The 25834-nt window shown below is 41.2% G+C and carries 23 protein-coding genes and 1 other RNA gene; 8 read left to right on the top strand and 16 right to left on the bottom strand.

Features of this window, described 5'->3' with window-relative positions; translation table 11 throughout:
• Nucleotides 1–208: 208 nt before the first annotated feature.
• The 5 genes from ssrA to AW165_RS07305 all read right to left on the bottom strand — a co-directional run bounded on the left by ssrA (nucleotide 209) and on the right by AW165_RS07305 (nucleotide 6466).
• Nucleotides 209–568, bottom strand: a transfer-messenger RNA (tmRNA) gene (ssrA, locus tag AW165_RS07325).
• A 161-nt stretch (nucleotides 569–729) separates the two neighbouring features.
• Entirely contained in the window at nucleotides 730–2715 is a 1986-nt protein-coding gene (gene ggt, locus AW165_RS07320; RefSeq protein ID WP_060465367.1) for a gamma-glutamyltransferase, read from the bottom strand.
• Between the two features lie 304 nt (nucleotides 2716–3019).
• A complete protein-coding gene (locus AW165_RS07315) occupies nucleotides 3020–4543 on the bottom strand; it encodes a DHA2 family efflux MFS transporter permease subunit (RefSeq protein WP_005803108.1) in 1524 nt (507 codons plus the stop codon).
• A gap of 6 nt (nucleotides 4544–4549) precedes the next feature.
• Complete coding sequence (locus AW165_RS07310) at nucleotides 4550–5701, bottom strand: EmrA/EmrK family multidrug efflux transporter periplasmic adaptor subunit (RefSeq protein WP_060465366.1); 1152 nt, start codon at nucleotides 5699–5701, stop codon at nucleotides 4550–4552.
• 267 nt (nucleotides 5702–5968) lie between these two features.
• Complete coding sequence (locus tag AW165_RS07305; protein ID WP_002121786.1) at nucleotides 5969–6466, bottom strand: thioesterase family protein; 498 nt, start codon at nucleotides 6464–6466, stop codon at nucleotides 5969–5971.
• Between the two features lie 142 nt (nucleotides 6467–6608).
• Between AW165_RS07305 and hemB the strand changes: the two genes are divergently transcribed.
• Both hemB and AW165_RS07295 read left to right on the top strand, forming a co-directional pair.
• A complete protein-coding gene (hemB, locus tag AW165_RS07300) occupies nucleotides 6609–7622 on the top strand; it encodes a porphobilinogen synthase (RefSeq protein ID WP_060465559.1) in 1014 nt (337 codons plus the stop codon).
• A gap of 25 nt (nucleotides 7623–7647) precedes the next feature.
• Complete coding sequence (locus tag AW165_RS07295) at nucleotides 7648–8763, top strand: NAD(P)/FAD-dependent oxidoreductase (RefSeq protein WP_060465365.1); 1116 nt, start codon at nucleotides 7648–7650, stop codon at nucleotides 8761–8763.
• On the opposite strand, the gene AW165_RS07290 is transcribed toward AW165_RS07295, so the two are convergent.
• Complete coding sequence (locus AW165_RS07290) at nucleotides 8755–9660, bottom strand: TIGR01777 family oxidoreductase (protein WP_060465364.1); 906 nt, start codon at nucleotides 9658–9660, stop codon at nucleotides 8755–8757. The genes AW165_RS07295 and AW165_RS07290 overlap by 9 nt on opposite strands.
• 83 nt (nucleotides 9661–9743) lie before the next feature.
• Nucleotides 9744–10196 carry an ABZJ_00895 family protein gene (locus AW165_RS07285; RefSeq protein ID WP_017386708.1) on the bottom strand — a complete coding sequence of 151 codons (453 nt, stop codon included), beginning with the start codon at nucleotides 10194–10196 and terminating at the stop codon, nucleotides 9744–9746.
• A 380-nt stretch (nucleotides 10197–10576) separates the two neighbouring features.
• Here AW165_RS07285 and AW165_RS07280 point away from each other — a divergent pair, with 380 nt between their 5' ends.
• Complete coding sequence (locus AW165_RS07280; RefSeq protein ID WP_014205987.1) at nucleotides 10577–10954, top strand: VOC family protein; 378 nt, start codon at nucleotides 10577–10579, stop codon at nucleotides 10952–10954.
• 75 nt (nucleotides 10955–11029) lie between these two features.
• Here AW165_RS07280 and AW165_RS07275 read toward each other — a convergent pair whose 3' ends face one another.
• Nucleotides 11030–11503, bottom strand: a complete 474-nt coding sequence (locus AW165_RS07275; protein ID WP_212823837.1) for an OsmC family protein — start codon at nucleotides 11501–11503, stop codon at nucleotides 11030–11032.
• Nucleotides 11504–11666: 163 nt separating this feature from the next.
• Between AW165_RS07275 and AW165_RS07270 the strand changes: the two genes are divergently transcribed.
• Together AW165_RS07270 and AW165_RS07265 are read left to right on the top strand one after the other, a co-directional pair.
• Nucleotides 11667–12935, top strand: coding sequence for an exonuclease SbcCD subunit D (locus AW165_RS07270; protein WP_060465362.1), 1269 nt, complete (start codon nucleotides 11667–11669; stop codon nucleotides 12933–12935).
• A gap of 9 nt (nucleotides 12936–12944) precedes the next feature.
• A complete protein-coding gene (locus AW165_RS07265; RefSeq protein WP_060465361.1) occupies nucleotides 12945–16541 on the top strand; it encodes an AAA family ATPase in 3597 nt (1198 codons plus the stop codon).
• A 200-nt stretch (nucleotides 16542–16741) separates the two neighbouring features.
• Here AW165_RS07265 and AW165_RS07260 read toward each other — a convergent pair whose 3' ends face one another.
• Complete coding sequence (locus AW165_RS07260) at nucleotides 16742–17434, bottom strand: YggS family pyridoxal phosphate-dependent enzyme (RefSeq protein WP_032057669.1); 693 nt, start codon at nucleotides 17432–17434, stop codon at nucleotides 16742–16744.
• 126 nt (nucleotides 17435–17560) lie between these two features.
• Here AW165_RS07260 and AW165_RS07255 point away from each other — a divergent pair, with 126 nt between their 5' ends.
• On the top strand, nucleotides 17561–18598 hold the full coding sequence (locus AW165_RS07255; RefSeq protein ID WP_002121749.1) for a type IV pilus twitching motility protein PilT: 1038 nt from the start codon (nucleotides 17561–17563) through the stop codon (nucleotides 18596–18598).
• 19 nt (nucleotides 18599–18617) lie between these two features.
• Nucleotides 18618–19736: a PilT/PilU family type 4a pilus ATPase gene (locus AW165_RS07250; RefSeq protein ID WP_060465360.1), complete on the top strand. Its 1119-nt coding sequence runs from the start codon at nucleotides 18618–18620 to the stop codon at nucleotides 19734–19736.
• 69 nt (nucleotides 19737–19805) lie between these two features.
• Here the strand turns inward: AW165_RS07250 and fur are convergent, their stop codons facing one another.
• On the bottom strand, nucleotides 19806–20243 hold the full coding sequence (fur, locus tag AW165_RS07245; protein WP_002121758.1) for a ferric iron uptake transcriptional regulator: 438 nt from the start codon (nucleotides 20241–20243) through the stop codon (nucleotides 19806–19808).
• A gap of 111 nt (nucleotides 20244–20354) precedes the next feature.
• On the opposite strand from fur, the gene AW165_RS07240 reads away from it, so the two are divergent.
• Complete coding sequence (locus AW165_RS07240) at nucleotides 20355–20753, top strand: outer membrane protein assembly factor BamE (protein ID WP_002121740.1); 399 nt, start codon at nucleotides 20355–20357, stop codon at nucleotides 20751–20753.
• A gap of 64 nt (nucleotides 20754–20817) precedes the next feature.
• Here AW165_RS07240 and AW165_RS07235 read toward each other — a convergent pair whose 3' ends face one another.
• The 6 genes from AW165_RS07235 to argB all read right to left on the bottom strand — a co-directional run bounded on the left by AW165_RS07235 (nucleotide 20818) and on the right by argB (nucleotide 25826).
• Entirely contained in the window at nucleotides 20818–21132 is a 315-nt protein-coding gene (locus tag AW165_RS07235; RefSeq protein ID WP_014205982.1) for an RnfH family protein, read from the bottom strand.
• Nucleotides 21132–22199: a hypothetical protein gene (locus AW165_RS07230; protein ID WP_155859632.1), complete on the bottom strand. Its 1068-nt coding sequence runs from the start codon at nucleotides 22197–22199 to the stop codon at nucleotides 21132–21134. Before AW165_RS07230 ends, AW165_RS07235 begins: the two co-directional genes overlap by 1 nt.
• A gap of 153 nt (nucleotides 22200–22352) precedes the next feature.
• Nucleotides 22353–22808, bottom strand: coding sequence for a bacteriohemerythrin (locus AW165_RS07225; protein ID WP_002121698.1), 456 nt, complete (start codon nucleotides 22806–22808; stop codon nucleotides 22353–22355).
• A 251-nt stretch (nucleotides 22809–23059) separates the two neighbouring features.
• A complete protein-coding gene (locus tag AW165_RS07220; protein ID WP_060465358.1) occupies nucleotides 23060–23908 on the bottom strand; it encodes a class II glutamine amidotransferase in 849 nt (282 codons plus the stop codon).
• Nucleotides 23909–24015: 107 nt separating this feature from the next.
• Nucleotides 24016–24798, bottom strand: coding sequence for a GNAT family N-acetyltransferase (locus AW165_RS07215; protein WP_002121744.1), 783 nt, complete (start codon nucleotides 24796–24798; stop codon nucleotides 24016–24018).
• Between the two features lie 122 nt (nucleotides 24799–24920).
• Entirely contained in the window at nucleotides 24921–25826 is a 906-nt protein-coding gene (argB, locus tag AW165_RS07210; protein WP_002121716.1) for an acetylglutamate kinase, read from the bottom strand.
• Nucleotides 25827–25834 lie beyond the last annotated feature (8 nt).

The raw sequence follows: 25834 nt of genomic DNA, 5'->3' as shown, positions 1-25834 counted from the left end.
TTTAATAATGTTCCATAGTACCCATATATATAATCATTTACGACCTCTACTTTGTTTAAAGGTTATAGACCATTTGTCCTTGGCAATCCCTCATTCATTATAGATTTATATTTAAGTATATAAAAGCAAGAAAAAAGGCTTAAACCATTACAGTTTAAGCCTTTCAGTCTCATACACTATTATCTAACAGCATATAAGTTTAAATATTTGGTGGAGATGGCGGGAGTTGAACCCGCGTCCGCCAGCACTACGCTCGAGAATACTACATGCTTAGATATCGTCTATTGTTTTAACACCAAGTGACCCGACGAACAGGGTACAAGGTGCGATCCTCTAAGTTTGGTATAAAGCCCCGAGGCTTGACTCTATACGGACTTGTGTGCGTGCGCTACGGTCGGGTTCCTAAACCACAAGTATTCTAGGAAGCGGACAAACTGCCCTTAGGCAGCTAGAGCGTAAGTTTCGTCGTTTGCGACTATTAAAATGCAAATTTTATTTACGAGAGAAAATGCGCTCTCGGCATGCATCTATGAGTTTCATCACCGGCGTCGAAGCCAATAACATCCCCATGAATGTCTGAACATCATAGCATAACTAAAATAAAATGTTGTGCAATTTATCAACAGTCTGCCACTGATGAACATATTTACATAATGGAGAGCCTTTTGTTTTTTTCAAGGGCCATATAAAAAAAGCTGCCAAAAATGACAGCTTTTTTTAAAGTGTGGTCTATAAGGCTCCATTGCCTAACACGATCCCTTCACGGCGTGGGTCTACCCCACCTGCGTATTTACTTTGATTATTTATATTTACTTTCATAATCGTTGAAATACCACTGGTTTGCGCAGTGTTCGATATGCCATGCCCTTTTGCTTTTAAGCCTTCAATCAGGTCAACTAAGGAAAGTTGTACATTCGAGCTATCAATATTGGTGTTTTTGCTATTGGTTGCGCCAAAGTTTACAAGCGAAGTGGCCTGCTGTGCATTTAAGTTCCAGTCCAATGCACCCACCAATGTTTTAACTACATATTGAATGATCGTACCTCCACCTGGTGAACCTGTTGCCATATAAAACTCATCTGGCGTGATGCCTTTAAACACTAAAGTTGGTGCCATAGTACTACGTGGGCGTTTGCCGCTTTCTACACGGTTGGCAACCAGTGCCCCAGTGCTGTCATAAGGGTTTGCGCTAAAGTCAGTTAACTGATTTGACAGCAAGAAACCATCCACCATATGGAATGAACCCATGCTCGATTCAACAGTCGATGTCATTGAAACCACATTGCCATAGGCATCTACAATCGTAAACTGAGTCGTGCCATGTTCAACAGTCGTGTCGACACCCGAAGCTGGATTGAAATTACCTGCTGGTGCAACGCCCATACTTTGGTTCGGGTTAATCAGTGCGGCACGTTGTTTCAGGTAATTTTTATCAATAAAACTTGATATACCCTGTGCTGGTAAAGCGACAAAGTCGGTGTCTGCCACATATTTGTCACGGTCGGCGTAGGCCAAACGCTCTGCTTCAGACACTAAATGCACACCCATAACATCGGGCACACCACCTTCATTTTCAGGGTTTTTAGGTGGATAAAGCGACATATCAAAGTTTTCTAAAATACCCAAAGTTTGTGCCACTGCAATCCCTCCCGAAGATGGAGGTGGCATGGTACATACATAGTAACGGTCACGATACGTCGTACAAATCGGATTGCGTTTTTTAACCTGATAGTTCGATAAATCCTGCAAGGTCATTAAGCTTGGGGTAATTGGAGTTTTTGCTGGGTCATCCCCAAATGGTTGTGCAGCTTTTTCCACAATCGCTTGGGCAATTGGACCAGTGTGCAACGCATTTGCGCCTTGCGCGGCAAGGGCTTCTAGGGTTTTTACATAAGCCTTATTGGTCATGGTCTCACCGACTTTACGTGGTGAACCATCTGAATGAAAATAGGTTGCCATTGCATTTGCATCAAGCGCTAAGCTGTTTGCATTACTTGCAATGGCATCTGCCAAACGCCCCGGTATACGGAAACCGTTATCAGCCAAACCAATCGCTTCACCAAAAAGCTGTTTCCATTCAAGCTTGCCATGCTCTTTTTGTGCTTGTTCAAGCAAACGCATCACACCTGGCACACCAATCGAACGGCCACTACGGCGTGCACTTGGTACAGGCGGAGGTGAATTTGGGTCATATATATCTTGGCGAATTAAATAATATTCGTTGGCTGCCGCTGGAGCAGTTTCACGGCCATCATAAGCAGTGACTTGTTTGGTTTTAGCATCGTAATACATCATAAAACCACTACCGGCAATGGTACTCGACTGTGGCTCGACCAAACCAAGTACGGCTTGTACCGCAACGGCTGCATCGACTGCGCTACCGCCTGCTTTTAACACATCACAACCTGCTTTTACCGCAAGTGGCGTGTTTGCCACCACCATATATTTATCTGCGTATTTAACCGTGTTACCGAGTCTATAACCCGATGCACCCTCAGGCGCTGCTGGGTCACCATTTTGGTTTGAACCGACCACCACGCTTGAACCATCTTGGGCCAGTTTGCTACAACTGGTGGGGTCGTTATCTACAATTAAATTGGGCGGGGTTGTATTTGAATCATCCTTGGGCTGATCTGACGAGGAGTCATCTCCACATCCTTGTAATAAACCGACTGCTAATAAACTACTGAACAAAAATGAATATCTTTTATTCACGTGATAACTCCAATATATACGCCTGCCTATCCATGCAATTGCCATGCAAGCTTCTTTGTTTTCAGGTCTTCAGTTTTTTTAATCTTTGATAAAAATAAAGTTTTAATAATATTAAATGATTAAGGGTGTTTATTTTGTGCCCTATTTGATGTCTCCTTGCTTGTTATCACACTCTTTTATAACTGATTTGCCCAATTCTGGCATGCTTTATTTCTTTAAATACAGGCTAAATCTGCTATTTGTAAACACACTCATTTTGTAGTTGGCCTAAAAAAAGCACCCCCGAAGAGATGCTTTTTGATGTTTAGTGAGAAGGCATACCACTGACCTGTTTGGGTTTTGGGCACAGCCAAATCACCAGCCCCGCAAAGACAAACACGATCGCAAACAGTAAAAACACATGGTTTGCCGACATGGTAATGGCTTCTTTATCGACAAGGTTTGAAATAATTCCAAGCGTCGAGTCAGCCGTAAAACCATTTTGCAAAAGTGTGTTTTGTACTTCAGTTGTATGAAGGTTTGAAACCATTTCACTGCGTGCAACTTTGGCGTGGTCGTCCCATACGGTGACTGCAATTGAAGCACCAATCGCCCCTGCCATGGTTCTTAAAAAGTTCATGAGGCCCGCAGCAGATGCAATTTCTTGCTGGAGTACCGAACCCAGTGCAATGTTTGACAGTGGAATAAAGAAGAACGGTACAGCAAAACCTTGCAGGATTTGTGGCCAAGCCAACGCCATAAAGTCGGCGTCTGTCGTCCAGAATGCCCGCATTAAGGTCACAGCACCCAGCAAAATCAAACCGAAACTTGCCAGTGCGCGCGGGTCATGTTTGGTCGAAAGCTTTGCCACAATTGGTGACATGGTCAAACTACCAAAGCCCATGGTTGCAGTTAAATAGCCGGCCCAAGTCGCGGTGTAGGAAAGGTTCATTTGCAGCCACTGGGGAATCAGTACAATACTGCCAAAGAACGCGCCAAAGCCAAGCGACAAAGCCAGCACCGATATGGCAAAGCCCCTATGCCTAAAGACTTTGACATCCACGACGGGATGTTTGTCGGTGAGTTCCCATATGAGGAACACCACAAAGCCAATGGCGGCAGTTAAAGCTAAAACGATAATGCTGGTGCTATTAAACCAGTCGCGTTCGTGCCCCAAATCGAGCATGAGCTGTAGCGCACCAATCCAGAGAATTAACAAACCTAAACCGACCGTGTCGATTCTTAAAGAAATCGTTTCTGTTTCGGCTGGTTTAAGCAAACGGATTGCCGCTAAAACACAAATAATCCCGACTGGTATGTTAATAAAGAAAATCCAGTGCCAAGACAGGTTATCACTAATCAGACCACCCAAAATTGGCCCTAAAATTGGCCCAACGACGGTAGTCATGGCCCATAGACCCATCGCCTGTGCATGCTTTTCTTGAGGGAAAATACGCATCAGCAAGGTTTGACTGAGTGGCATAAGTGGGCCACCGCATAGACCTTGGCCAATACGGAAAAACACCAGCATGCCTAATGAGTTTGCTAGGCCGCACAAGAAAGAAAAAATGGTAAAACCAATCAGGCCAAAAATAAAAACCCGAACAGTTCCAAAGCGACCTGCAAGCCAACCTGTTAAAGGTACACAAATCGCTTCTGCAACAGCATATGACGTAACAACCCATGTTCCTTGTGTACTTGAAACAGCAAGATTACCGGTAATGTGCGGTACAGATACGTTGGCAATGGTCGTATCGAGCACGACCATAAAGTTCGACAAGGCAATAACAAACGCTGCCAGTATTAAACGGCCACCGCTTAGTTCGGCAAAAGGTGTTTGCGTTTTCATAAGCGTTTACTTCGCAGATAAGTCGACTTTTGCTTCCATCGACAAGCCAACACGCAGTGGGTGTTCAGCAAGTTCTTTCGGGTCAAGTGCAATACGAACCGGTAAGCGTTGAACCACTTTAATCCAGTTGCCTGTTGCGTTTTGAGCCGGAATTAAGGCAAAGGCAGAGCCTGTACCACCAGAGAAGCCCATCACTTTGCCGTGATATTCGACGTCATCGCCATATAAATCTGAAGTAAGCGTGACCACCTGACCCGGACGGACTTTTTTCAACTGACTTTCTTTAAAGTTAGCATCTACATATAAATCATTGAGCGGCACAATCATCATCATGCTCGTACCCGGCGCAACACGTTGACCCACTTGAATATTACGGCGTGTAATCACACCATCAACTGGTGCACGAATCACGGTACGTTCCAAGTCAAGCAGAGCTTGTTCTACATGCGCTTGTGCAACTTGTACATCCGGAGTCGAGGTTTCGCTTACACCCTGAATTAAGGCTTCGTTTGCAGCTAAGGTGCTTTCAGCAGCTTTACGGCTTGAAGACGCTTGCGCTAAACCAGCTTTGGCAAGCTCTAGCCCTGCTTTAGCTGTTTCAACTGCACTTTGTGCTTTAGTGAGCTCTTCTTTAGACACTGCACCAGAGGCAGCAAGCTGTGCACGGCGGTTTAACTCTAAAGCAGCTTTGTCATAATCTGCCTGTGCTTGAGCAACCTGTGCTTTGGCACTGTTAATTTCGTCAGCACGCACCACCACTTGAGAGTTTAAAGAACTACTGTTTGCCGCAGTTTGTTTATATTGGCGTTTTGCTTTGGCAAGTTCTGCCTCAGCTTGAGCCAATGCAATTTTGGCATCACGGTCATCAATACGAACCAGCACGTCACCACGATGTACAGTTTGGGTATCTTTTACGACAACCTGAGCGACCTGTCCGCTCACCATTGAAGTAATTTGCGCGGTTTCTGCACCAACATAGGCATTATCCGTACTCACGGAATTATTTAAAAATAATGCCCAGATTGCATACAAAATAGCGGCGATCAATAAAATCAGCGCAAAAAAACCAAGAAATTTTTTGCGCTTGTTTTGATTGTTTTCATCCGAGGCAGATGTTGTTGGCACTGTTTCTTGTACATTGCTTTGTGCATCAGTCATGGTATGTTCCTAAAGATGAGTTGGCTTTGCCATCAATCTCGCACTACACCTTGTTATAGAGTTTTTCTTTTTCTATAAACAAGACATACCGCATTGTCAAAGGAGCTAATTTTAACGCTAAAACCTCATAATATGAGAATAAAATTTTATAACTCATGCGTTCGTTCTAATTAAATTAATGTTTATCTCAAAGTTTTTATGAAAATTTTAGCTTTTCAAACACTAAAAAAAGCGCACTTGGCGCTTTTAAATGATTCAATTCATTGCTTAATAGGCATATGAAGCAATACCCGCAGCAATGGCTTTATCTTCATCATTGACCATGGTCATGCGCATGGTGCAGCCTTTACGACCTAAACGTAATACTTCAGCACGTGCAATAAAATATTTACCACGCCCTGGTGCTAAATAATCTACACGCATATCGACTGTTGCCAAACGCGACACTTGCTTAATGGTTTCAGTTAAAGTTTCTGGGGTTGAACGGCGATAGAGGTGTTCCATAGCCACAATTCCGCCAATACTATCGAGCAAAGTTGCAGCAACGCCACCATGCAAAATCTGAAATGCCAAATTGCCAATCAGGTTGGGTTGCATCTCGATATAGCCTTCAATGTGCCCGTCCACCACACGCATAATCATTCCACTATGCTTAAAAAAAGGAGAGCTATTAAACGCCTTACATAATTGGTTGAGAACCACAGTTAGGTCAGTTTTTGCACCTAAATGAATGTTCCCAGTCCAATTTTTCTTTTCTTCACTCATATGTTGCCTAAATTTAAAAGCATGATAAACACCCATAATTTTGTACAAATCCAGCATTATGGGGCTACAATACAGCAGTCGGTTGACAGTAATGGAATATCCGCCAACCTATCCTAGTGTAATACCGAACATCGAGATTGTTATGACTTATACGTTCAATCGTCCTGCATTTCCAGCCACTCGCATGCGCCGTATCCGTAAAAATGACCAGTTGCGTGCGATGGTCAGCGAAACACAGCTCACTACCAATCACTTGATTTATCCAGTATTTGTATTACCGGGAAAAAATCAAACCCAAGATATTCCAAGTATGCCAAACATTCAGCGTTTGTCGGCAGATTTGTTACTGAAAAAAGCTGAAAGACTTCTGGAATTGGGCGTATCAAAACTGGCTCTTTTTCCAGTTACCCCGCAAGAAGATAAAAGCCTCACCGCAGAAGCTGCATGGCGTGAAGATGGTTTAGTACAAACCACCTGTCGTTTGCTAAAAAAAGAATTACCAGAAATGGTGTTAATCACTGATGGTGCCCTCGATCCATATACCACTCATGGTCAAGACGGCATTATTGATGAAACAGGCTATGTGCTCAATGATGAGACTGTAGAATGCTTGATTAAACAAGCCTTAAGTCACGCAGAAGCAGGTGCCGAAGTGATTGCTCCAAGTGATATGATGGATGGCCGTATTGGCGCGATTCGTCAGGCTTTAGAAGCCAATGGTCACATCTACACCAACATCATGGCCTACTCTGCGAAATATGCGTCTAGCTTCTATGGTCCATTCCGTGATGCTGTTGGCTCTGCATCCAACCTAAAAGGTGGTAATAAATATAACTACCAGATGGACTTTGCCAACCGTGCCGAAGCATTACATGAAATCGCGCTTGATATTCAAGAAGGCGCCGACATGGTGATTGTAAAACCGGGCATGCCATATCTGGATGTGGTACGTGAAGTGAAAGATACCTTTGGTGTTCCGACATTCATTTACCAAGTGAGTGGCGAATACGCAATGTTAGCTGGCGCAATTCAAAATGGTTGGTTATCAGATTCAGTCATTTTAGAATCACTGATGTGCTGCCGCCGCGCTGGTGCAGACGGAATCTGGACTTACTTTGCAGAAACCGCTGCTGAAAAACTCAAGGAAATGAACTAAGTTCGCAGAGAAAGGATAACACTGCATGCATATTGCAATCATTGGCGCGGGCATAAGTGGATTAATGTCTGCGCTGGAGTTGGTTGAACAAGGCTGTACGATCAGCATTTTTGATCAACAACAAGCGGGACAAGCAGCCTCTTGGGCTGGTGGAGGTATTCTCTCTCCGATGTACCCGTGGCGCTATGTGCATGCAGTGAACCAACTCGCTCAATTCGGCAAAGCCTCTTATCAAGCATGGAACCAAAAGCTCTACCCTGTTACAGGCATTGATTTTGAAATTCATGACACAGGCATGCTGATTTTTGATGAAGAAGATTTTGACGTTGGACTTTCCTACGCCGAGCAGCATCAAGAACCGATGCAGCGCTGTGAATATTTACAGCGAGATGCCCTAGAGCAAGTAAATCCACATATTTCCGATCAGTTTCAAGAAGCGATTTATTTTCCTGAACTGTCTAATATTCGCAATCCGCGTGTATTACAGTCCCTGATTAGCTATTTAAAACAACATCCAAATGTTGAGTTTTTTGAGCACTCTGCTGTTAAAAAACTGATTCAACATGGCGACGTTATACAAGCCATACAAACCGAAGATGGTCTCAAACACACAGCAGATCATTTTGTAATAACTTCGGGGGCTTGGAGTCATTACTGGAACTCACAATTACAACTCGAAATTCCAGTCGAACCTGTGCAAGGCCAAATGTTATTATTTAAAACCCCAGCTCACTGGCTACCGACCATGTGTATGAATCGAGTGATGTATTTGATTCCACGTATGGACGGTCATATTGTGTGTGGATCAAGCATGGCACATCGTGGTTTTGACACCTCTACCGATGAAACGACTCAGCACAATATTTTAGAAGCATGTTTAGAAATGGTGCCTGAACTGGCCGATTTCCCGATCGTACATCGCTGGGCAGGCCTCAGACCAAGTTCACCAAACGGTGTTCCATACATTGGCAAAATGCCTGAAATGGATAACCTGTGGGCAAACTTTGGGCACTTTAGAAATGGTTTGTGTATGGGCGCAGGTTCTGCGCAATTGCTCCGTCAGCTTATGCTGGGTCAACCGACATTAGTAGATGCCAAAGCCTATTCACCGGAGCGTTTGCAAAATAAAATCTTAGCCTGACGCCAATATATTCTCTAAAGCCATTTTTAATTGCGGATAGGCGAACTCAAATCCTTCTGCTTGTAAGGCGGCGGGTTTGACGTATTGCCCATTTAAGATCAACTGCGACTGTTCGCCCAACAAACAGCGAAAAACAGTGCTAGGCGCTGACAAAAGTGGTTTCTTATTTAAAACCTCAGCAGCTTGTTCAACAAAAGCTTTTTGAGTCACATTTTCTGGTGCCACGACATTGTGAATTTGAGCAGATTGAGGATGTTGAAATATAAACTCAATTGCGTTTAATACGTCTTCAATATGTACCCAAACCACAGGCTGACGACCGTGACCAATTTGCCCCACTAAATTGAGTCGAATAGGAAGCAACATTTTAGGCAAGATACCACCGCCCTGCCCAAACACTACACCTAAACGAATAATTTTGGTATTTTGCTGAGAATCTACTAACGCTGCTCGCTCCCACTCCTGGCAAAGCTCGGACATAAAAATAGGCTGTGGCGGGCTTTGTTCTGTGCACACTTCTGTCCACTTTTCTTGATCATCTATTCCGTAATAACCAATTGCAGAACCAGAGACCATCACTTCTGGAAAAATTTGAGATTGCTTGAGCCATGCATACAATTTTCGGGTCGTATTCACACGGCTTTCAATCAATTGTTTTTTACGTGACTCGGTCCAGCGTTTCTCGCCAATATTTGCACCTGCCAAATTCACCACATAATCAATTTGCCGTGTCGAAATATCTTCAAACTTTTGCACCCACTGCAAGGCAGGATGGTCAGATGTCTTTCCAGCCTGCCGTGTCACTGCAATCACGTTATAATTTTTTTGTAGCAGGAACTTAATTAAGTGCGTTCCGATAAAACCGCTGGCACCTGTAATTAATACATTCTTATTCATATTTCCTCCTAAGCTGAGGATTCAAGTTTTATTTAATTGTATAAGACTCATTTATATTTAATCGTATGAGTTTTCGTAGTGATCTATTGCACGTTAAACATTTTGTCAGCCATTCGCTGTGCTTGTTTGCCATAAAACCAGTAGGTAATTAAATAAAGTGGAATAGCTAACATTAAAAGCATAATCACCATAATGCTTAAAAACTGAGGTTGTTTGAGGTAAAGCATAAAGTTTTGCAAAATCTCAGGGTCTTTTCTGGCAAATAAAAATAGGCCAAATAAAACACCACATAAGTTATAGCCCCAAAAAATCAGGGTAAAACCTAAAGTAAATTTCTTTTTTTCTGGTACAGTCGGTGCACGGCGTTCTTTCTTTAAAAATTTAAATAAGACAAAAATCATTGCGCCTAAATATGGAACGGCTGTTAAAATACCACCTACACTCGCTGGTAATAGTGCTGCAACCACACCTACAATTAATGTGAGCACAATGCATAAACCAAAAAACCAGAGAAAGTAAGAACGTAATTTGGTCATATTTTTGCCTAATTTATGGGTTCAAAAAATAATTATAAATTTTTTTCGATTTTTTTTCATTTTTCTGTCAACCAATCCTGATCTCTTGACGTTATATAGGGTAACAAGGTCGCAGCAACCGAATACTTCCTTTGCACGGCATCCGCAAAATTGTTTCGGTGACCTTTCATTACGACTCTTTCCTTCCTTCGGATTAGGTTTTGTTAGCAGCCGAAACCCTTGATGAAGTTTTTGACCGACGATTCTCTCATCACTCGAATCGTCGGTTTTTATTTTCTAGCACTTTCATTTATTTTACGCTCACCGTACACAATAGTACTTTCGTGCCTATAAAGGCTATGCTTATACTTTTTACACCATAAAAATATGATTTAAATAATATGAACACTATTGCCTATTTTGAAATCCAGTCTTCAAACCCTGCCCGCGATGCGCAGTTTTACCAAGCTGTGTTTGGTTGGCAATTTAAATTAGATCCAAACTTACCAATTGAATATTACCGCATAGAGACACCTTCAATTATGGGTGGACTATTAAAACGCCCTGCTCAAACACCTCCAATAGAATATGGCACCAATGCATTTACCTGTTCGGTTCAGGTCGAAAACTTTGATGACATAGCTGCAAAAATTTTAGCGCAAGGTGGTATTGTCGCAATGGATAAATTTGCTATTCCGGGCCGCGCTTGGCATGGTTACTTTGTCGATTTAGACCACAACGTTTTTGGTATTTTTCAAGTCGATGAAAATGCAGCTTAAAGATTTTATTTAACCACTTTAATTATTTTTTAATGTATAGCCACCGCCTTTTTAACGGTGGCTATTTCATATTAATTATTCGGCAAAGCTAAAGCTTGCTTCACATGTAATTGGGAAATTCATCGAATTGGCAATCATGCATTCATGATGCGCTTCTTCATGTAGTTTTGCAGCAAGTTCTTGATCGGCACCTTTTTCCAAAACAATCTCTGGTCTTAAAATAATTTGGGTAAAGTGACCACGTTTAACTGGATCTGCATCTTCCATAAAGCCAAGTGCTTTGTCGACATAACTCAGCACATGAATATGATTGACTGCACACAGATGTAAATACCAAAGCTTATGACAAGCTGAAGCTGATGCCACCAATAAATCTTCAGGGTTCCATCTGGTCACATCGCCTAAATAGGCAGGATCTGATGAACCTTGAATTGTGGCCTTTTGCGGATGCTGAATACTAAAATCGCGTTTATAAGAATGATAAGATGAAGTGCCTGTACCCGTATTGCCTTCCCACTGTATTTTTACTTCGTATTCATGAATGGTCATTTTTTTCTCAAAGTTCATGGTTTGCCCTGATAGTAACAAAGCAGCGTTTAAAGTGAAAAATTTAATTCAAGTTTTAGTGGGGCTTAAATAACGAGCACTTTAAAATGTCTTGATAAAATCTCTCGCCAATTTATGCTAACGTATCTGTGTTTATTTTGGCTTGATGTCTGTTTCTATGTCCGTACATTTTCTACATACTTCTGACTGGCATTTGGGGCAGTTTTTTTATAATCATTCACGCCACTACGAACACCAACAATTTTTAAGCTGGTTACTCACTCAAATTCAAGAAAAACAGCCGCATGCTCTGCTTATTGCTGGCGATATTTTTGATGTCATTAACCCGGGTTCTCAAGCACAAAAACAACTCTACCAATTTTTAGCAGATGCACATCGCATTGCACCGCACATGCAAACACTCATGATTGCGGGCAATCATGACTCAGGCTACCGTATTGAACAGGTCGAACCACTTTTAGAAAAATACAATGCAAAAACCGTGGGCGTGGTTCGCTGGAATGAAGATAAAACCCTAGATCTCGATCGACTACTTTTACCTATCTATAACCAAAATCAGGATATTGTGGCGTGGTGCCTTGCCCTGCCTTTTTTACGCTCGGCCGAAATTACGGGTTTTAATGAACATACAACTAACAGCAAAAACGCGATTGCCTATTTGCACCAGCAACTCATTGCCGAAGCCAAACGTCGTAAGACACCAGAGCAAGCGCTTATTTTGATGTCGCATGCCCACATGCAAGGTGGGGAAACATCCGACTCTGAACGCCCCATTATTATTGGTAATGAAGAGGCACTTTCAACGACTTTATTTGAAGATGCTGTCGACTATGTCGCTTTAGGGCATTTGCATAAACCACAAAAAGTAGGTCAGCCACACATTCGTTATAGTGGCTCGCCAATTCCGCTTTCTTTTAGTGAAATTAACTATAAGCACCAAGTAGTTGAAGTCAAAGTTGATCCGACTCAAGACACAGACAGCCGTTTGCAATTTGACGCTGTCGAAATTCCACGTTGTATACAGTTGCACCGCATTCGTGGTGAATTAAACGAAGTGCTGCAACAACTCAAAGCCTTGCCAAACGGCGTAATTGAGAATATTGACCACCGTGAATATGTCGATATTGAATATTATAGTTTAACGCCGCCACAGCCTAATCTACGTCAGCAGTTTGAAGCGGCCCTACCACCTGACCGCTATCGTTTAGTACGTATTTCACGTCAATATGTAAATAAAGACGCGACCGATTCAAATACTACTCAGCAAATCGCACTTGAACCCCCAACACCAGAAAAACTCTTTCAAAATATTTGGGAAAAACAAGGTTACAGCGCAGATGATGCAGTATTAAAAGATTTTCTAAGCCTAGTACAAGAAGCACAAAAACATCTTGAAAATGATGCAAGCCATTAAGGATATGTCATGAAAATTTTATCCATTCGAATAAAAAATCTGGCATCTCTTTCTGATGAACACTTTATTGATTTTGAAAGCGCGCCTCTCGCCCATGCAGGTCTCATTGCTATTGTAGGGAAAACTGGCGCAGGTAAATCGACCATTTTAGATGCCATGTGTCTAGCTTTGTTTAATCGGGTTCCACGTCTAAAAGACAGCGATGGTAAATTAAAAGATGTCGATGGTTCTGAATTACTCACTAACTCACCTTTAACAGTCTTACGCCGTGGTACAGGACATGGTTTCGCTGAGCTTTGCTTTATCGCACAAGATCAAAAACGCTATTTGGCACGTTGGGAAATTAAACGGGCACGCGAAAACCCAAATGGTAAATTACAAAGTGTACAGCGCCACTTAAAATGCCTGACCGATGGCGTGGTGCTTGCCGACAAAGCCAAAGCGGTTGATGAAAAAGTTAAACAAATTACCCAGCTTTCTTTTGAACAGTTTACTCGTGCTGTACTACTTGCTCAGTCAGAAGTGACCGCGTTTTTAAAAGCACGAGACAGCGAACGTGGAGAGTTACTCGAGTACCTGACCAACTCCAGCATTTTCGCCAAAATTGGTGAGCTGGCTTTTCGTAAAACCGCAGATATAGCAAAGCAGCGTAAACAGCTTGAAGATTTTTTAGGACATATCGAAATTTTGTCTGATGAAGATATTGCTGCATTTACCGGGCAATATCAGCAAGCCGAGCAAAACCATCAACAGTTAGAACAACAAAAAAATGTCTTAGACAAACAACAACAATGGTTTGAGCGTAAGGCAAAACTTGAACAAGAAGTTCAAGCTAAACAACAACAGTTTCAAACTCAACAAAATCATCATCAACAATTGGCTAGTGAGCGTGAGCAATTAAAAAGACTCGAAGTTTTCTCTGAAATACGCCCACAAGTTTTTCAGCAAGCTCAAAATTTACACACGCTACAACAACTTGAGCCACAAATTCAGCAAGCTCAAACCAAGTTTAATGAGTTAATACAATTTTTTGAAACGGGTCAAAAACAATATCAACTTGCAGAGCAAGAACTCAAACAAACGCTCGATTTTGAGCAACAGCATCAACAATCTTTAAATCAAGTTCGACAGTCTATTCAAGAACGTACTTTTATTGGCGATGAATATAAAAAGTGCAAAGAAAAGAAAAATGTACTTGAGCAGAAACTCAGTCCACTGCAACAACAGCAAAACACTGTGCAACAGCACATTGCACAGCTTGAGCAGAACCAAGTTCATCTACAACAGCAGCTTACTCAGACTCAGCAATATGCTGTATTGGACAAAGGCCTTTCAGCGCATCTGCATCAGCTCGGGCAATTTATTCAAAATTACGAAGCAATTGAACAACAGCTTGGCAATCCTACCCTTGCTCGCCAAAAGCTATCGGAAGCTAAAAGTGAACTCGAACAACTCACAGCTTCACTCGGCACAGTTGAACAAATTGAGTTAAAACTTGAGCAACAGCGTAAAGATAAAGATCAGAAACTTGCTCAAATCACTCAGTTAGATCTGATTCAGCAAAAAATTAAAATTTATCATGAGCTATATGCTGAGCTTCAGCAATTCTCTGAAAAACAAACGCAGACCTCAGCCCAAGAGCAGCAGCTTAAAACCGTTTGTCAGTTAGCTGAACAAGACTACCAAACAGCAAAAACTGAACGTGAAAAGTTACAGCACATCCTGCAACAGCAGCGTTTACTACACACTGAAAATATTGAGCAGTTACGTGCCAATCTTAAAGAAGGCGAAGCTTGTCTAGTGTGCGGAAGTACACATCATCCCTATCGTGTTGATGACAGTGCAGTCTCCAAGGCCTTGTTCGATTTGCAGCAACAACAAGAGCAGCAAGCTGTTGCACTCGAGCAAACTAAATTTAATGCATGGCAAACCCAGCAACATGCACTTACCCAGTGTCGTGCCGAGCTTGAGCAAGTTCAGAAATATCTAGCTCAACTTCAAACAAAACAATCAAGCTTGCAACAAGAACTTGAGCAAGCGTTTAACCTCAATCAGTTACACATTGAGCTTAATCAAGCTCCTGGGCAGATCTTGCTAACGCTGAACGAACTCAGACAAGCTGCGCAAACTGCCATAAATTCATTTGACTCAGAAAACTTGCGTTTAACCCAAGCGATTAAACATCACAATCAACTGGTGCAATCTATTCAGCGCAATGAAAGCTTGCTCAATACGGCACAGCAATGGCAACAACAAGTTCAACATATTGTTGAGTGTTTATCTGAAGCCGAACAGCACGCATGGCAGCAGTCGAGTAGCCAAACGGCTAAGCAGACTTGGACTATTCTTGATGCACGCGCTAAGCAGCTTGAGCAACAAGAACAGCTTTCACATCGTTTTGAACAGCAGCAACAAGAACTTAAAATGTTAACTGCTAACTTTGAACAAATGGCCAAGCAAATTGATGAGATCGATCAAAATCTCCAAGAGATTACGCTTAAAGGCCAACAAAATAATGAAAAAGCGGTGTCGCTCATTCAGCAAATGACTGGCCGCGCTGACATTAAACCGCACGAATGGTTAATTGAGCATGACGCTAAACGTCAGCAGCAACAAACGGCATATCATGAAGCTAAACAGCGTTTCGAACAAACCAGACAGCACTTTGAACAACAAAAACAATCGCTCGATCAGCTTAAGCATCAACATCAACACACTGCGGGGCACCAGCAGCAGATTAATGAACAAATTCAAAACTGGTTAAAAGCCCATACTGATTTTCAGGCAACTGATCTTACGGCGCTCATGCAAATCAATTCCGCCCAAGAGCAAGACATTCGTAACCGTCTTAATCATGCCGAGCGTTTATTAAGTGAAGCTTCTTCTGCCCTTAAAACCATGCAAGAGCAATTAAGCGAGCACTTACAAACTCAGCCAGACATTGAATATGAAAAGCTTGTTAGCCTTATTCAAAACAATATTGTAGAACTCAAAGCCCAGCTTGAAGTACGTGATCGGCTTAAGCTTAAGCTTGAAGTCCATCAGCAAAATCTGGCTAAACAGCAACAATACGCTGAGCAAATTCAAAATATTCAGCAAGAAGAACATCGCTGGAGCAAAATTTCAGGCTTGATTGGTGATGCAAAAGGTAAAGAGTTCCGCGACTATGCCCAGCAATATCACCTAGATATTTTAGTGGAACATGCCAACCAGCAACTGGCAATGCTGTCTCAACGTTATACGTTAAAACGTCTAGATCAGTCTTTAAGCCTTGCGATTATTGACCATGACATGGACGGCGAAACTCGCTCTGTCGCATCGCTATCTGGCGGCGAGTCGTTCTTAACTGCCCTTGCCTTGTCTTTAGCGATTGCCAATATGGCCTCGGGCTCAATGAAAATTGAATCGCTGTTTATTGATGAAGGCTTTGGTACTTTAGACGCCTCATCTTTGCACATGGTAATGAATGCTTTAGACCAATTGCAAAATCAGGGACGCCAAGTCATTCTCATCTCACACATTCAAGAAATGCATGAGCGTATTCCTGTACAAATTCAGGTAAAACCACTCGGTGCAGGTGCAAGTACCATAGAAGTAGTAGGTTAAAACTAAAAAGCCCCGACATCCTGTCGGGGCTTTTTTAGATTCTGCGTTGGTATAACTCCTGTCGTACCTGTATGCATCCATTCATCACTGTTTATTGTTATTCTTAGAAACATCCTGTTTCCTGATGAGTTCATAGTACGAAAAAAACGTTGTCTGCCATAGCCGCAAAAGGCCGCAGTTTCTGTAAGATAAAGCTTACATTAGCCTTTTTGCGAATAGTCTCTAGCACCAAATAAGGCTGTTCCTACACGAACCATGGTTGAACCAGCAGCAATTGCAGCTTCTAAATCACTCGACATTCCCATACTTAAAGTATCCCAATCTTGTGGGTGGGCATGTTGGTCTTTCACAGCATCAAACAAGGCTTTAGCATCTGCAAATGCAGCAGTATTGTCAGGTGCTGGAATGACCATTAAACCGCGTAACTTGATTTTTGGTAATTGACTGATTTGAGCAACCAGCTCGGCAACTTCATCTGGTGCACAACCATCTTTACTGTCTTGCCCATCAATATTGACTTGCAAACAAATATTAAGTGCAGATTGATCATCGCCACGTTGGTTAGATAATCGCTCGGCAATAATTAAACGATCTACACCATGTACCCAATCAAATTTCTCGGCCAAATGCTTCGTCTTGTTGCGTTGAACATGACCAATAAAATGCCATTCAATGTCTAAGTCGTGTAAAGCTTCGATTTTTTCCAAAGCTTCTTGCAAATAGTTTTCGCCAAATGCTCTTTGCCCTGCTGCATACATTTCACGCAAACTTTCACTTGGATGTGTTTTCGATACGGCTAAAAGTTGCACAGTTTCAGGCGCACGCTGAGCATGTTCACAAGCAGTTTGGATTTGCTGTAATACGTGCTGACGCGCATCTTGCAGGTAATTCATTGACAAGGTTCTCATTTTCAAAAAACTTTTTTGCTTTTCACCTAAAGCGAGGTGTTGGTAAGCCTCGGTGAAAGCCGTATATTATTCTACAAAATAATGACATATTTTGATTTACTTGGGGAAATTATGGATATTACAGAGCTACTCGCCTTCTCTGTGAAAAATGGCGCGTCCGATTTACACTTATCTGCTGGCATGCCACCAATGATTCGCGTTGATGGTGAAGTCCGTCGCATTAACTTACCTGCTCTAGATCATAAAGATGTTCATCGTTTGGTCTACGACATCATGAATGATAAACAGCGTCGTGACTACGAAGAAAAACTCGAAACCGACTTTTCTTTTGAAGTGCCCAACGTTGCTCGTTTCCGTGTAAACGCATTTAACCAAAACCGTGGTGCGGGTGCAGTGTTTCGTACCATTCCGTCCAAAGTACTCACCATGGAAGATTTAGGCTTAGGACAAATCTTTAAAGACATTTGTGACTATCCTCGCGGGATTGTACTGGTGACAGGTCCAACAGGTTCGGGTAAATCAACGACGCTTGCAGCGATGATGGACTACATCAACGAAAATCGTTATGACCACATTCTAACGGTTGAAGACCCTATCGAATTTGTACACCAATCTAAGAAATGTCTCATCAACCAACGTGAAGTACATCGTGATACACACGGCTTTAATGAGGCGCTACGTTCAGCACTGCGTGAAGACCCTGATATTATTTTAGTCGGTGAGATGCGTGACCTCGAAACTATTCGTTTAGCACTTACTGCTGCCGAAACAGGACATTTGGTATTTGGTACACTTCATACCACTTCTGCTGCGAAAACCATTGACCGTGTAATTGACGTATTCCCAGCCGAAGAAAAAGATATGGTTCGTGCCATGCTCTCTGAATCATTGCAGGCTGTTATTTCACAAACCCTGCTTAAAAAGAATGGCGGCGGTCGTGTGGCAGCTCATGAAATCATGATTGGTATTCCTGCCATTCGTAACTTAATTCGTGAAAACAAAGTCGCGCAAATGTATTCAGCTATTCAGACTGGTGCAAATCATGGCATGACCACCCTCGACCAAAGCTTAAAAAATTTGGTGTCTCGCGGTGTGATCAGCCCACAAACCGCACGTACTGCTGCTAAACAGCCTGAATCATTTTTATAAAAATAATTAGAGAATAAATATGGATTTTAATGACCTGCTCAACCTCATGGTTGAAAAAAAATCATCCGACCTCTTTATTACAGATGGCGTTGCACCATCGATGAAGATTAACGGGCAAATTGTTCCCATTTCAAAAAATAGTCTTTCAGGCGAAATTATTGGACAACTATTACATTCCATCATGAGTGAAAAACAACGCAAAGAATTTGCAGAGACTCGTGAATGTAATTTTGCCATTATGAACCGCGATAAAACTGCCCGCTTTCGTGTGAGTGCTTTTCAACAGCGTGACATGCCCGGCATGGTACTACGTCGAATTGAAACTAAAATTCCTTCAATTGATGACTTGCAGTTACCACCTGTGCTTAAAGATTTATCGATGACCAAACGCGGCATCATTATTTTTGTAGGTGCAACAGGTACAGGTAAATCGACATCATTGGCTTCAATGATTAGCTATCGTAACCATAACTCTAAAGGTCATATCATTACCATTGAAGACCCGATTGAGTTTATTCATGAACACGCTGGCTGCATCATTACCCAACGTGAAGTCGGGATTGATACAGACTCATTTGAAATTGCTTTAAAGAATACGTTGCGACAAGCACCCGATGTAATCTTGATTGGTGAGATTCGCTCTCGTGAAGTTATGGACTACGCGATTGGCTTCGCCGAAACGGGACACTTGGTCTTAGCCACAATGCATGCAAACAATGCCAACCAAGCACTTGACCGTATTATTCACTTCTTTGAAAGTGACCGCCACAGTCAGCTCTACATGGACTTATCTCTTAACTTAAAGGCCATGATTGCACAGCAACTTATTCCGACTCCAGATGGTAATTCGCGCCGTGCAGCGATTGAGATTCTCATTAACTCACCACTAATTTCAGACTATATTCGCAAAGGCGAAATTCATGAAATTAAAGATTTAATGAAACGCTCACGTGAACTCGGTATGCAAACTTTTGACCAAGCACTGTTTGATCTTTATAAGTCAGGCCAAATTACCTATAAAGATGCATTAAAACATGCCGACTCACCAAACGATTTGCGTTTAACAATTAAGCTTGCCGAAGAAGGACCTGATCAAATTGCAGGCACAAATCAGCATTTAACCTTCGACCGACAGTAATTTCTTCATAAAAAAAGGAAGGTTAAACGTAACCTTCCTTTTTTATTTGTTTTCTTTGTGTGAAAACGATTATTTCTTGCGCAGTACTTCCTGACATTCAGGTTCGTTACAGTAACCGTAGAGGTTTAATGAGTGACCCGTTAAGGTAAACCCATGTTGCTCAGCTACAGCATGCTGTTCTTTCTCGATAACATCATTAGTAAATTCAATAACTTTGTTGCAATTATGACAAACCAAATGATCGTGGTGATCTTCTTGCATAATTTCGAAAACAGAATGATTATTTTCGAAATGGTGGCGCTGAATGATACCTGCAGCTTCAAATTGTGTTAACACACGGTAAACTGTCGCAAGGCCGACATCTTCCCCTTGTTCTAACAAAGTCTTGTAAATATCTTCAGCGCTAAGATGATGTTGTTTTGAATTTTCTAATAATTCCAAAATCTTAATTCGAGGAAGGGTAACTTTAAGTCCAGCTTTGCGCAAATCTTGATTGGAAATAGGCATGAAAAAAGGTCTCTCAACAAATCTCAAGTTGGAATAGGCAATAGAATTTAGATGAAGTATGATCTATCCTTTGATCAAATGCATCATAATTTATTGGGATAGTGTAGCAAAATGCAAAAACTCGTGCTGACGTTATTAGTCACTTCACTCCTTGCTGGTTGTTCAATCTTTGGTGTATATAAGGTTGATATTCCTCAAGGGACTCCATTGACCAAAGCTCAAGCCTCTCAAGTACAAGTCGGCATGAATTTCCAGCAAGTGCGTTTTTTGCTTGGTAGTCCAACTGTGACTGATCCCCTCAATCCTCTACGTTGGGACTACATTTACAACTATATCCCGGGAACTTATGCTAAAAAAGCAAAAATCCCCGCAGCACACGGTCAGCATTTAAAAATTTACTTTGATGGCACTGGCACAGTAACTAAAATTGAAGGTTTAGAAACTATTCCAGAATCGCAACCAGGTTTACCTGCTTCTAAAGAAGCGATTTTAACTGCACCACCACTATAATCGTTTTTTCTAATAAAAATAAACCCCTCAAGTGAAATACTTTGAGGGGTTTTGTTTATGGGGCTTATTGCTTAAAGCGATTACTTTTAATATATCGCCCCACAGGGTTTTTCTCGGCGCGTTTACGACGTATATCTTTAGGGTTAATCGTTAAAGGTCGATAAACCTCAACTCGATCACCAGCTTGCAAAATCGCATGTGCTTCAACTTTTGCACCAAAGATGCCAAGTTGTAATGGCTCAGGCAAACTGACCTGTGTCTGCAAGCCACTCGCCTCAACTGCTTGTAATGCAGTCATACCAGCTTCAAATGGAATAGCAACTAAAAACTGTTGCTCTGGGGCTGCATAAGCAACCCACACTTGCTGAGCTTTTTCCATCAGATCATTTGTCCAATCACCGCAATCATGGCAATGACAATTGAAAGCGGCAATACAATACGTACCGCAATGCGCCATAAGTTATAAAACAACTCATTGCTAAAATTCATAGATTTACGCAAATGGCTAATTTTCATAACCCAGCCAGCAAAAATGGCATAGATCAAGCAAATGAGTAATCCCCAAAGCATCAAAATCAGCGTAAAGATGTTATGAAGCTCAGGCACAGCCCAAACAGCAATCGTTACAACAATAATCACCCACTGTAAAATAGGCATAAGCTGACGCTGAGCAAGCTGCTCTCTAGCCAATTGCACAAATAACGCTGTTGTCATTACTGCGGTAAAGATCCAAGTAAAAACAGGAAGCTGTGCTTGTAAAGAAAAGAAACCGAAGGCAATCACAGCAATTAACTGAGCTAACCAAATTGGAAGAACAGTTTTCGTTGCACCTTCTTGCGACTGAACAACACCTACACTATTTTGCCAGTAAAGCCCTAAACCTAGCCCACTCGCAACAAGTGCAAGTACAGTTGCATTACCCCACTCTTTAAACTCAACATTGGTCCAATGCCAAGGCTCTAAAGTCGTTCCCATCGTGTTAGCTAAAACAAGAGAAGCAATTACACCAATCGTCATCAGTAAGATTAAAATCTGACGTGGAATAAAGGATAAAATGAGGGCCACAACAGCAAGACCAGCAAAAACAAGTTGTCCTGAAACACTATTATTAAGTTGTGTAGTCAGTAAATTGCCAGCGGTACTTAGTACATTACCAGCTAAAAATGGAATAAAAATAACTGCAAGCCAGCCAACCAAACGCCATTTTGGAGAACTATCTGCTTCACGAGTTAAACTTGATAAAGCATTTAAGGCTGTAGTCTTCGACCGTTTTGCTAAAGCAATTTCCAAATAACAAACTGGTAGTGCCAATAACAACATTGTGCCTAACCACAATAACCAGAAATCGAGTTGACGATCAATCTGGATTCCCATTGTGGGTGCCAATGTCGCCATAATGATGAAAGATAAGCAAAACGCCATCAGGGGCGATAACCATCGTGACATAGGTATGTCCTGCATTATGCATTCCTTGAAAAAGACTAGAGATATTTTGCCCGTGTCATGCTTGAAAATCAAAGTTTGCTCAATAAAAAAAGCAAACTACCGAATCGATAGTTTGCCGCGCTAACTGAAATTATGAGTTATTTTTATTTCAGGTTATGAGAAAAACCGAGCAAACCAGTTTTTCCCTTTTTTCTTTTCTTTTTCTCTAATAATTCCCATCATATTTTCTTTTACTGCTCCTACATAATCGGCATCATCATGTTGAATATGGTTAATTAACCATTTAGCCAAAATTTCTTGTAATTCTGCTTCAATCGTGTGACCCATTTCAAAACGCTCACGATATAGCTCGATTTTTTTAATAAACAAATCATGTACACGTTTATGAGGTACACGATATTTATAATCAGCTTCCTCTTGCAAACTTTCTTCGAAAGTAAAATGTGATTGCGTGTAATCGATAATATTGTCTAGAACATCTTTAATACGACGTCTATCCTCTTCATCTTTTACATCATCAATCTCATTAATATAATCAAGTATTCGTTTATGTTGCTCATCAATAACATCAATACCCGTATTATATTCTGAAGCCCATTTCATTTTCATACATCTCCCCAATGATGCTTAATGATTGTTGCATAAACTGCATGATATATTTAAAGAATATAAATAAAAACAAACCTATTTTGTCGGCTTTAGCATATAAAAATTAAATTTAACACAAGCTATTGTTTTTATATATTTTAATTAAAATTAACCAACTAAAATAATAAAGTATTTTTTAAACAAAATATTTTATTATTAAATGATAAAAATATATAAATATCCTTATTCATATATTTTAAATATATTTTATATTAATACTGATCTGCACGCGTAATACGTTTAAGTTGAGGATTTTCCTGTTCACGCTTTAATCTTTCTACAAAGGTAATAGCCTTTTTAATTGGTTTACCATGTTGAAATAAAATCATTTCACCAGGTTGATACGCTGTCCAATTTTCATTATGTGTTAAAGGTTCAGTTGTTATTACTGCCACACGATCGTCAGGTGTTGTTACCTGGCTAAAATCGACTTCGACATCTAAGTCAATTAAATGAGCATGATTAAATGGATATTCACGAACGAGCCAATGTAATTTAGTAATGGCATAACTAAATAATGCTTTGCCATTAGATAGGCAATAATTAAATGTGCCATATTCTGCAATTTGCGGAGAAATCTTTTCTAATACTTCAAAGATTTGTTCAAGACTTGGCTCTTCATAACCAAATACTTCAACGAGTTGATCGAGCAAATAACAAAATGCCCGCTCACTATCGGTATTACCTACTGGTGTGAAACGTCCACTTAACGGCGGATTAAAGTCATGTAAATCGCCATTATGAGCAAAAATCCAGTGTCGCCCCCACAACTCACGAATAAAGGGATGTGAATTTTCTAAAGTGATTTTGCCTTGAGTAGCTTTACGGATATGAGCAATCACATTACGTGATTTAATAGGATAATTACGAATAAGATCGGCAATTGGAGACTCAACTGCCGATTGGTTATCAACGAATAAACGGCACGCCTTATCTTCGAAAAATGCAATGCCAAATCCATCACTATGATCTGAGGTAATTCCTGCACGCTGTGAAAAACCACGGAAGGAAAAAGTGATATCCGTTGGTGTTGCACAATTCATTCCTAATAGCTGGCACATATCGCTTTTTAAACTACTTCTAATTACCCCATCGCTCTATTGTGCATGAGAGTAAAAGTGCTTGCAAATCTCAATATGTGCTGGCTATTACAAAATAGGAAATATGATTAACGCTGCACCATTTTATTCATGACAAACGAGGTCGCGACTTTATTCACCTCAAGAAATACAAAATAATCCAAACAGTTAAACTCTTCATCAAAAAAAGCCTGTTTCGATAGTTTTGATTGCATGCTCAGATACATTTGGAATAGCTTTGGCATACGTTCATCTTGTGGGAAGCTAAACTCAGGATATTCAGGTTCATAGATTTTTTTCGAACGGATATCAATCGTTTTGCTTTCTGGTAACTGCTGAATCTGACGATGTGTGTAGTACGCTCTAGCCAAATTATCTTGCAAATGAATACTGACACAGCCCATTAAATATTTAGCACGCATTGACCATAGCACTTTCGGTGCAAGGTTTAACCACAGCATAGATAATGCTTTACCATTACGAAAGCGAGGATGTACACAAGTACGGCCTATTTCTAACACATTTGGAAGATGCGATAACTGAGGAACTATATCAAACTCATGTGCGCTATAACTCTGTGCTATTTCATGGCCTTGAAATAGTTTTAAACGCGTATACGCTACAATTTCTCCAGTCCACTTTTCACGCAAGACCGCATGTTCACAACCAAAATCGTAAATATCTTGGTCTAAGTTATCTTCAAACTTGATTCCGAATTGTTGACTAAATTGTTGTGCACGAAACCGTTGTACATCTTGTAATTCTTTTAAATTATCAACCCACTCAAAACGAAATTGCGTCTGATTTATTGCTTTATGACGATTTAAAGGTAAAGTCCAGGTTTGGCGATATTGATTAAATTTTTCCAGCATAATGAACGCTCCTAGTGACACCCCCTACACTAGTCAAAGCTCATGACAAAAAAATGACCAAATCAAAATGGTATAAAAAAAGACCACCTAGGGTGATCTTTTTATTGAGAATAACGGATTTCTTAAGCTGTTTTAGTGCGGTTAGAAATCAGCGTTCCAACACCATGATCAGTGAAGATTTCAAGTAATGTTGCATGTGGCACTCGACCGTCAACAATATGCGCACTCACAACGCCGCCTTTAACAGCATCAAGCGCACAGCCTACTTTAGGAATCATACCGCCATAGATCACACCTGTTTCAATGAGGCGATCAACTTCTTGTGTCGTAAGACCAGTTAACAGATTTTTATTTTCATCAAGCACACCGCTAATATTGGTGAGCAAAATTAATTTTTCAGCGCCTAATGCTTCTGCAACCTTGCCTGCAACTAAATCAGCATTAATATTATAAGTATTGCCTTCTTCGTCTACACCTAGCGGTGCAATCACTGGAATAAAGTCACTTTGGGTGAACATTTCCAATACATCTGTTTTAACGCCTGTGACTTCACCAACCATACCCAAGTCGATATGTTTGATAGAACCATCTTCTTCCTGCTTTTCCATAAGCAATTTGCGGGCACGAAGTAAATTACCGTCTTTACCCGTTAAACCAATCGCACGTCCACCGTGTTTATTAATCAGGTTAACGATTGATTTATTTACACTGCCGCCCAACACCATTTCAACCACTTCCATGGTTGCAGCATCAGTTACGCGCATACCGTCAATACGGTCAGATTCACGGCCTAACTGCTTTAAGAATGAATCCACTTGCGGCCCACCACCGTGAACAACAATCGGATTTAATCCTACAGTTTTAAGTAAAACGATGTCTCGGGCAAATGAACTTTCAAGCTCCGGATCAGTCATTGCGTTGCCACCGTATTTCACCACCAGCGTTTTACCAGTAAAGCGTTGAATATACGGCAAAGCTTCAATCAAGATTTTTGCTTTGTCGACACCGATATGCTGATGTTGTGGCATTACGCCTC

Source organism: Acinetobacter sp. LMB-5 (genome assembly GCF_001541635.1).
In the GTDB taxonomy this organism is placed as follows: domain Bacteria; phylum Pseudomonadota; class Gammaproteobacteria; order Pseudomonadales; family Moraxellaceae; genus Acinetobacter; species Acinetobacter pittii.
Note: the sequence above shows the minus strand (reverse complement) of the source record. Positions and strands in the feature narration are given on the sequence as shown.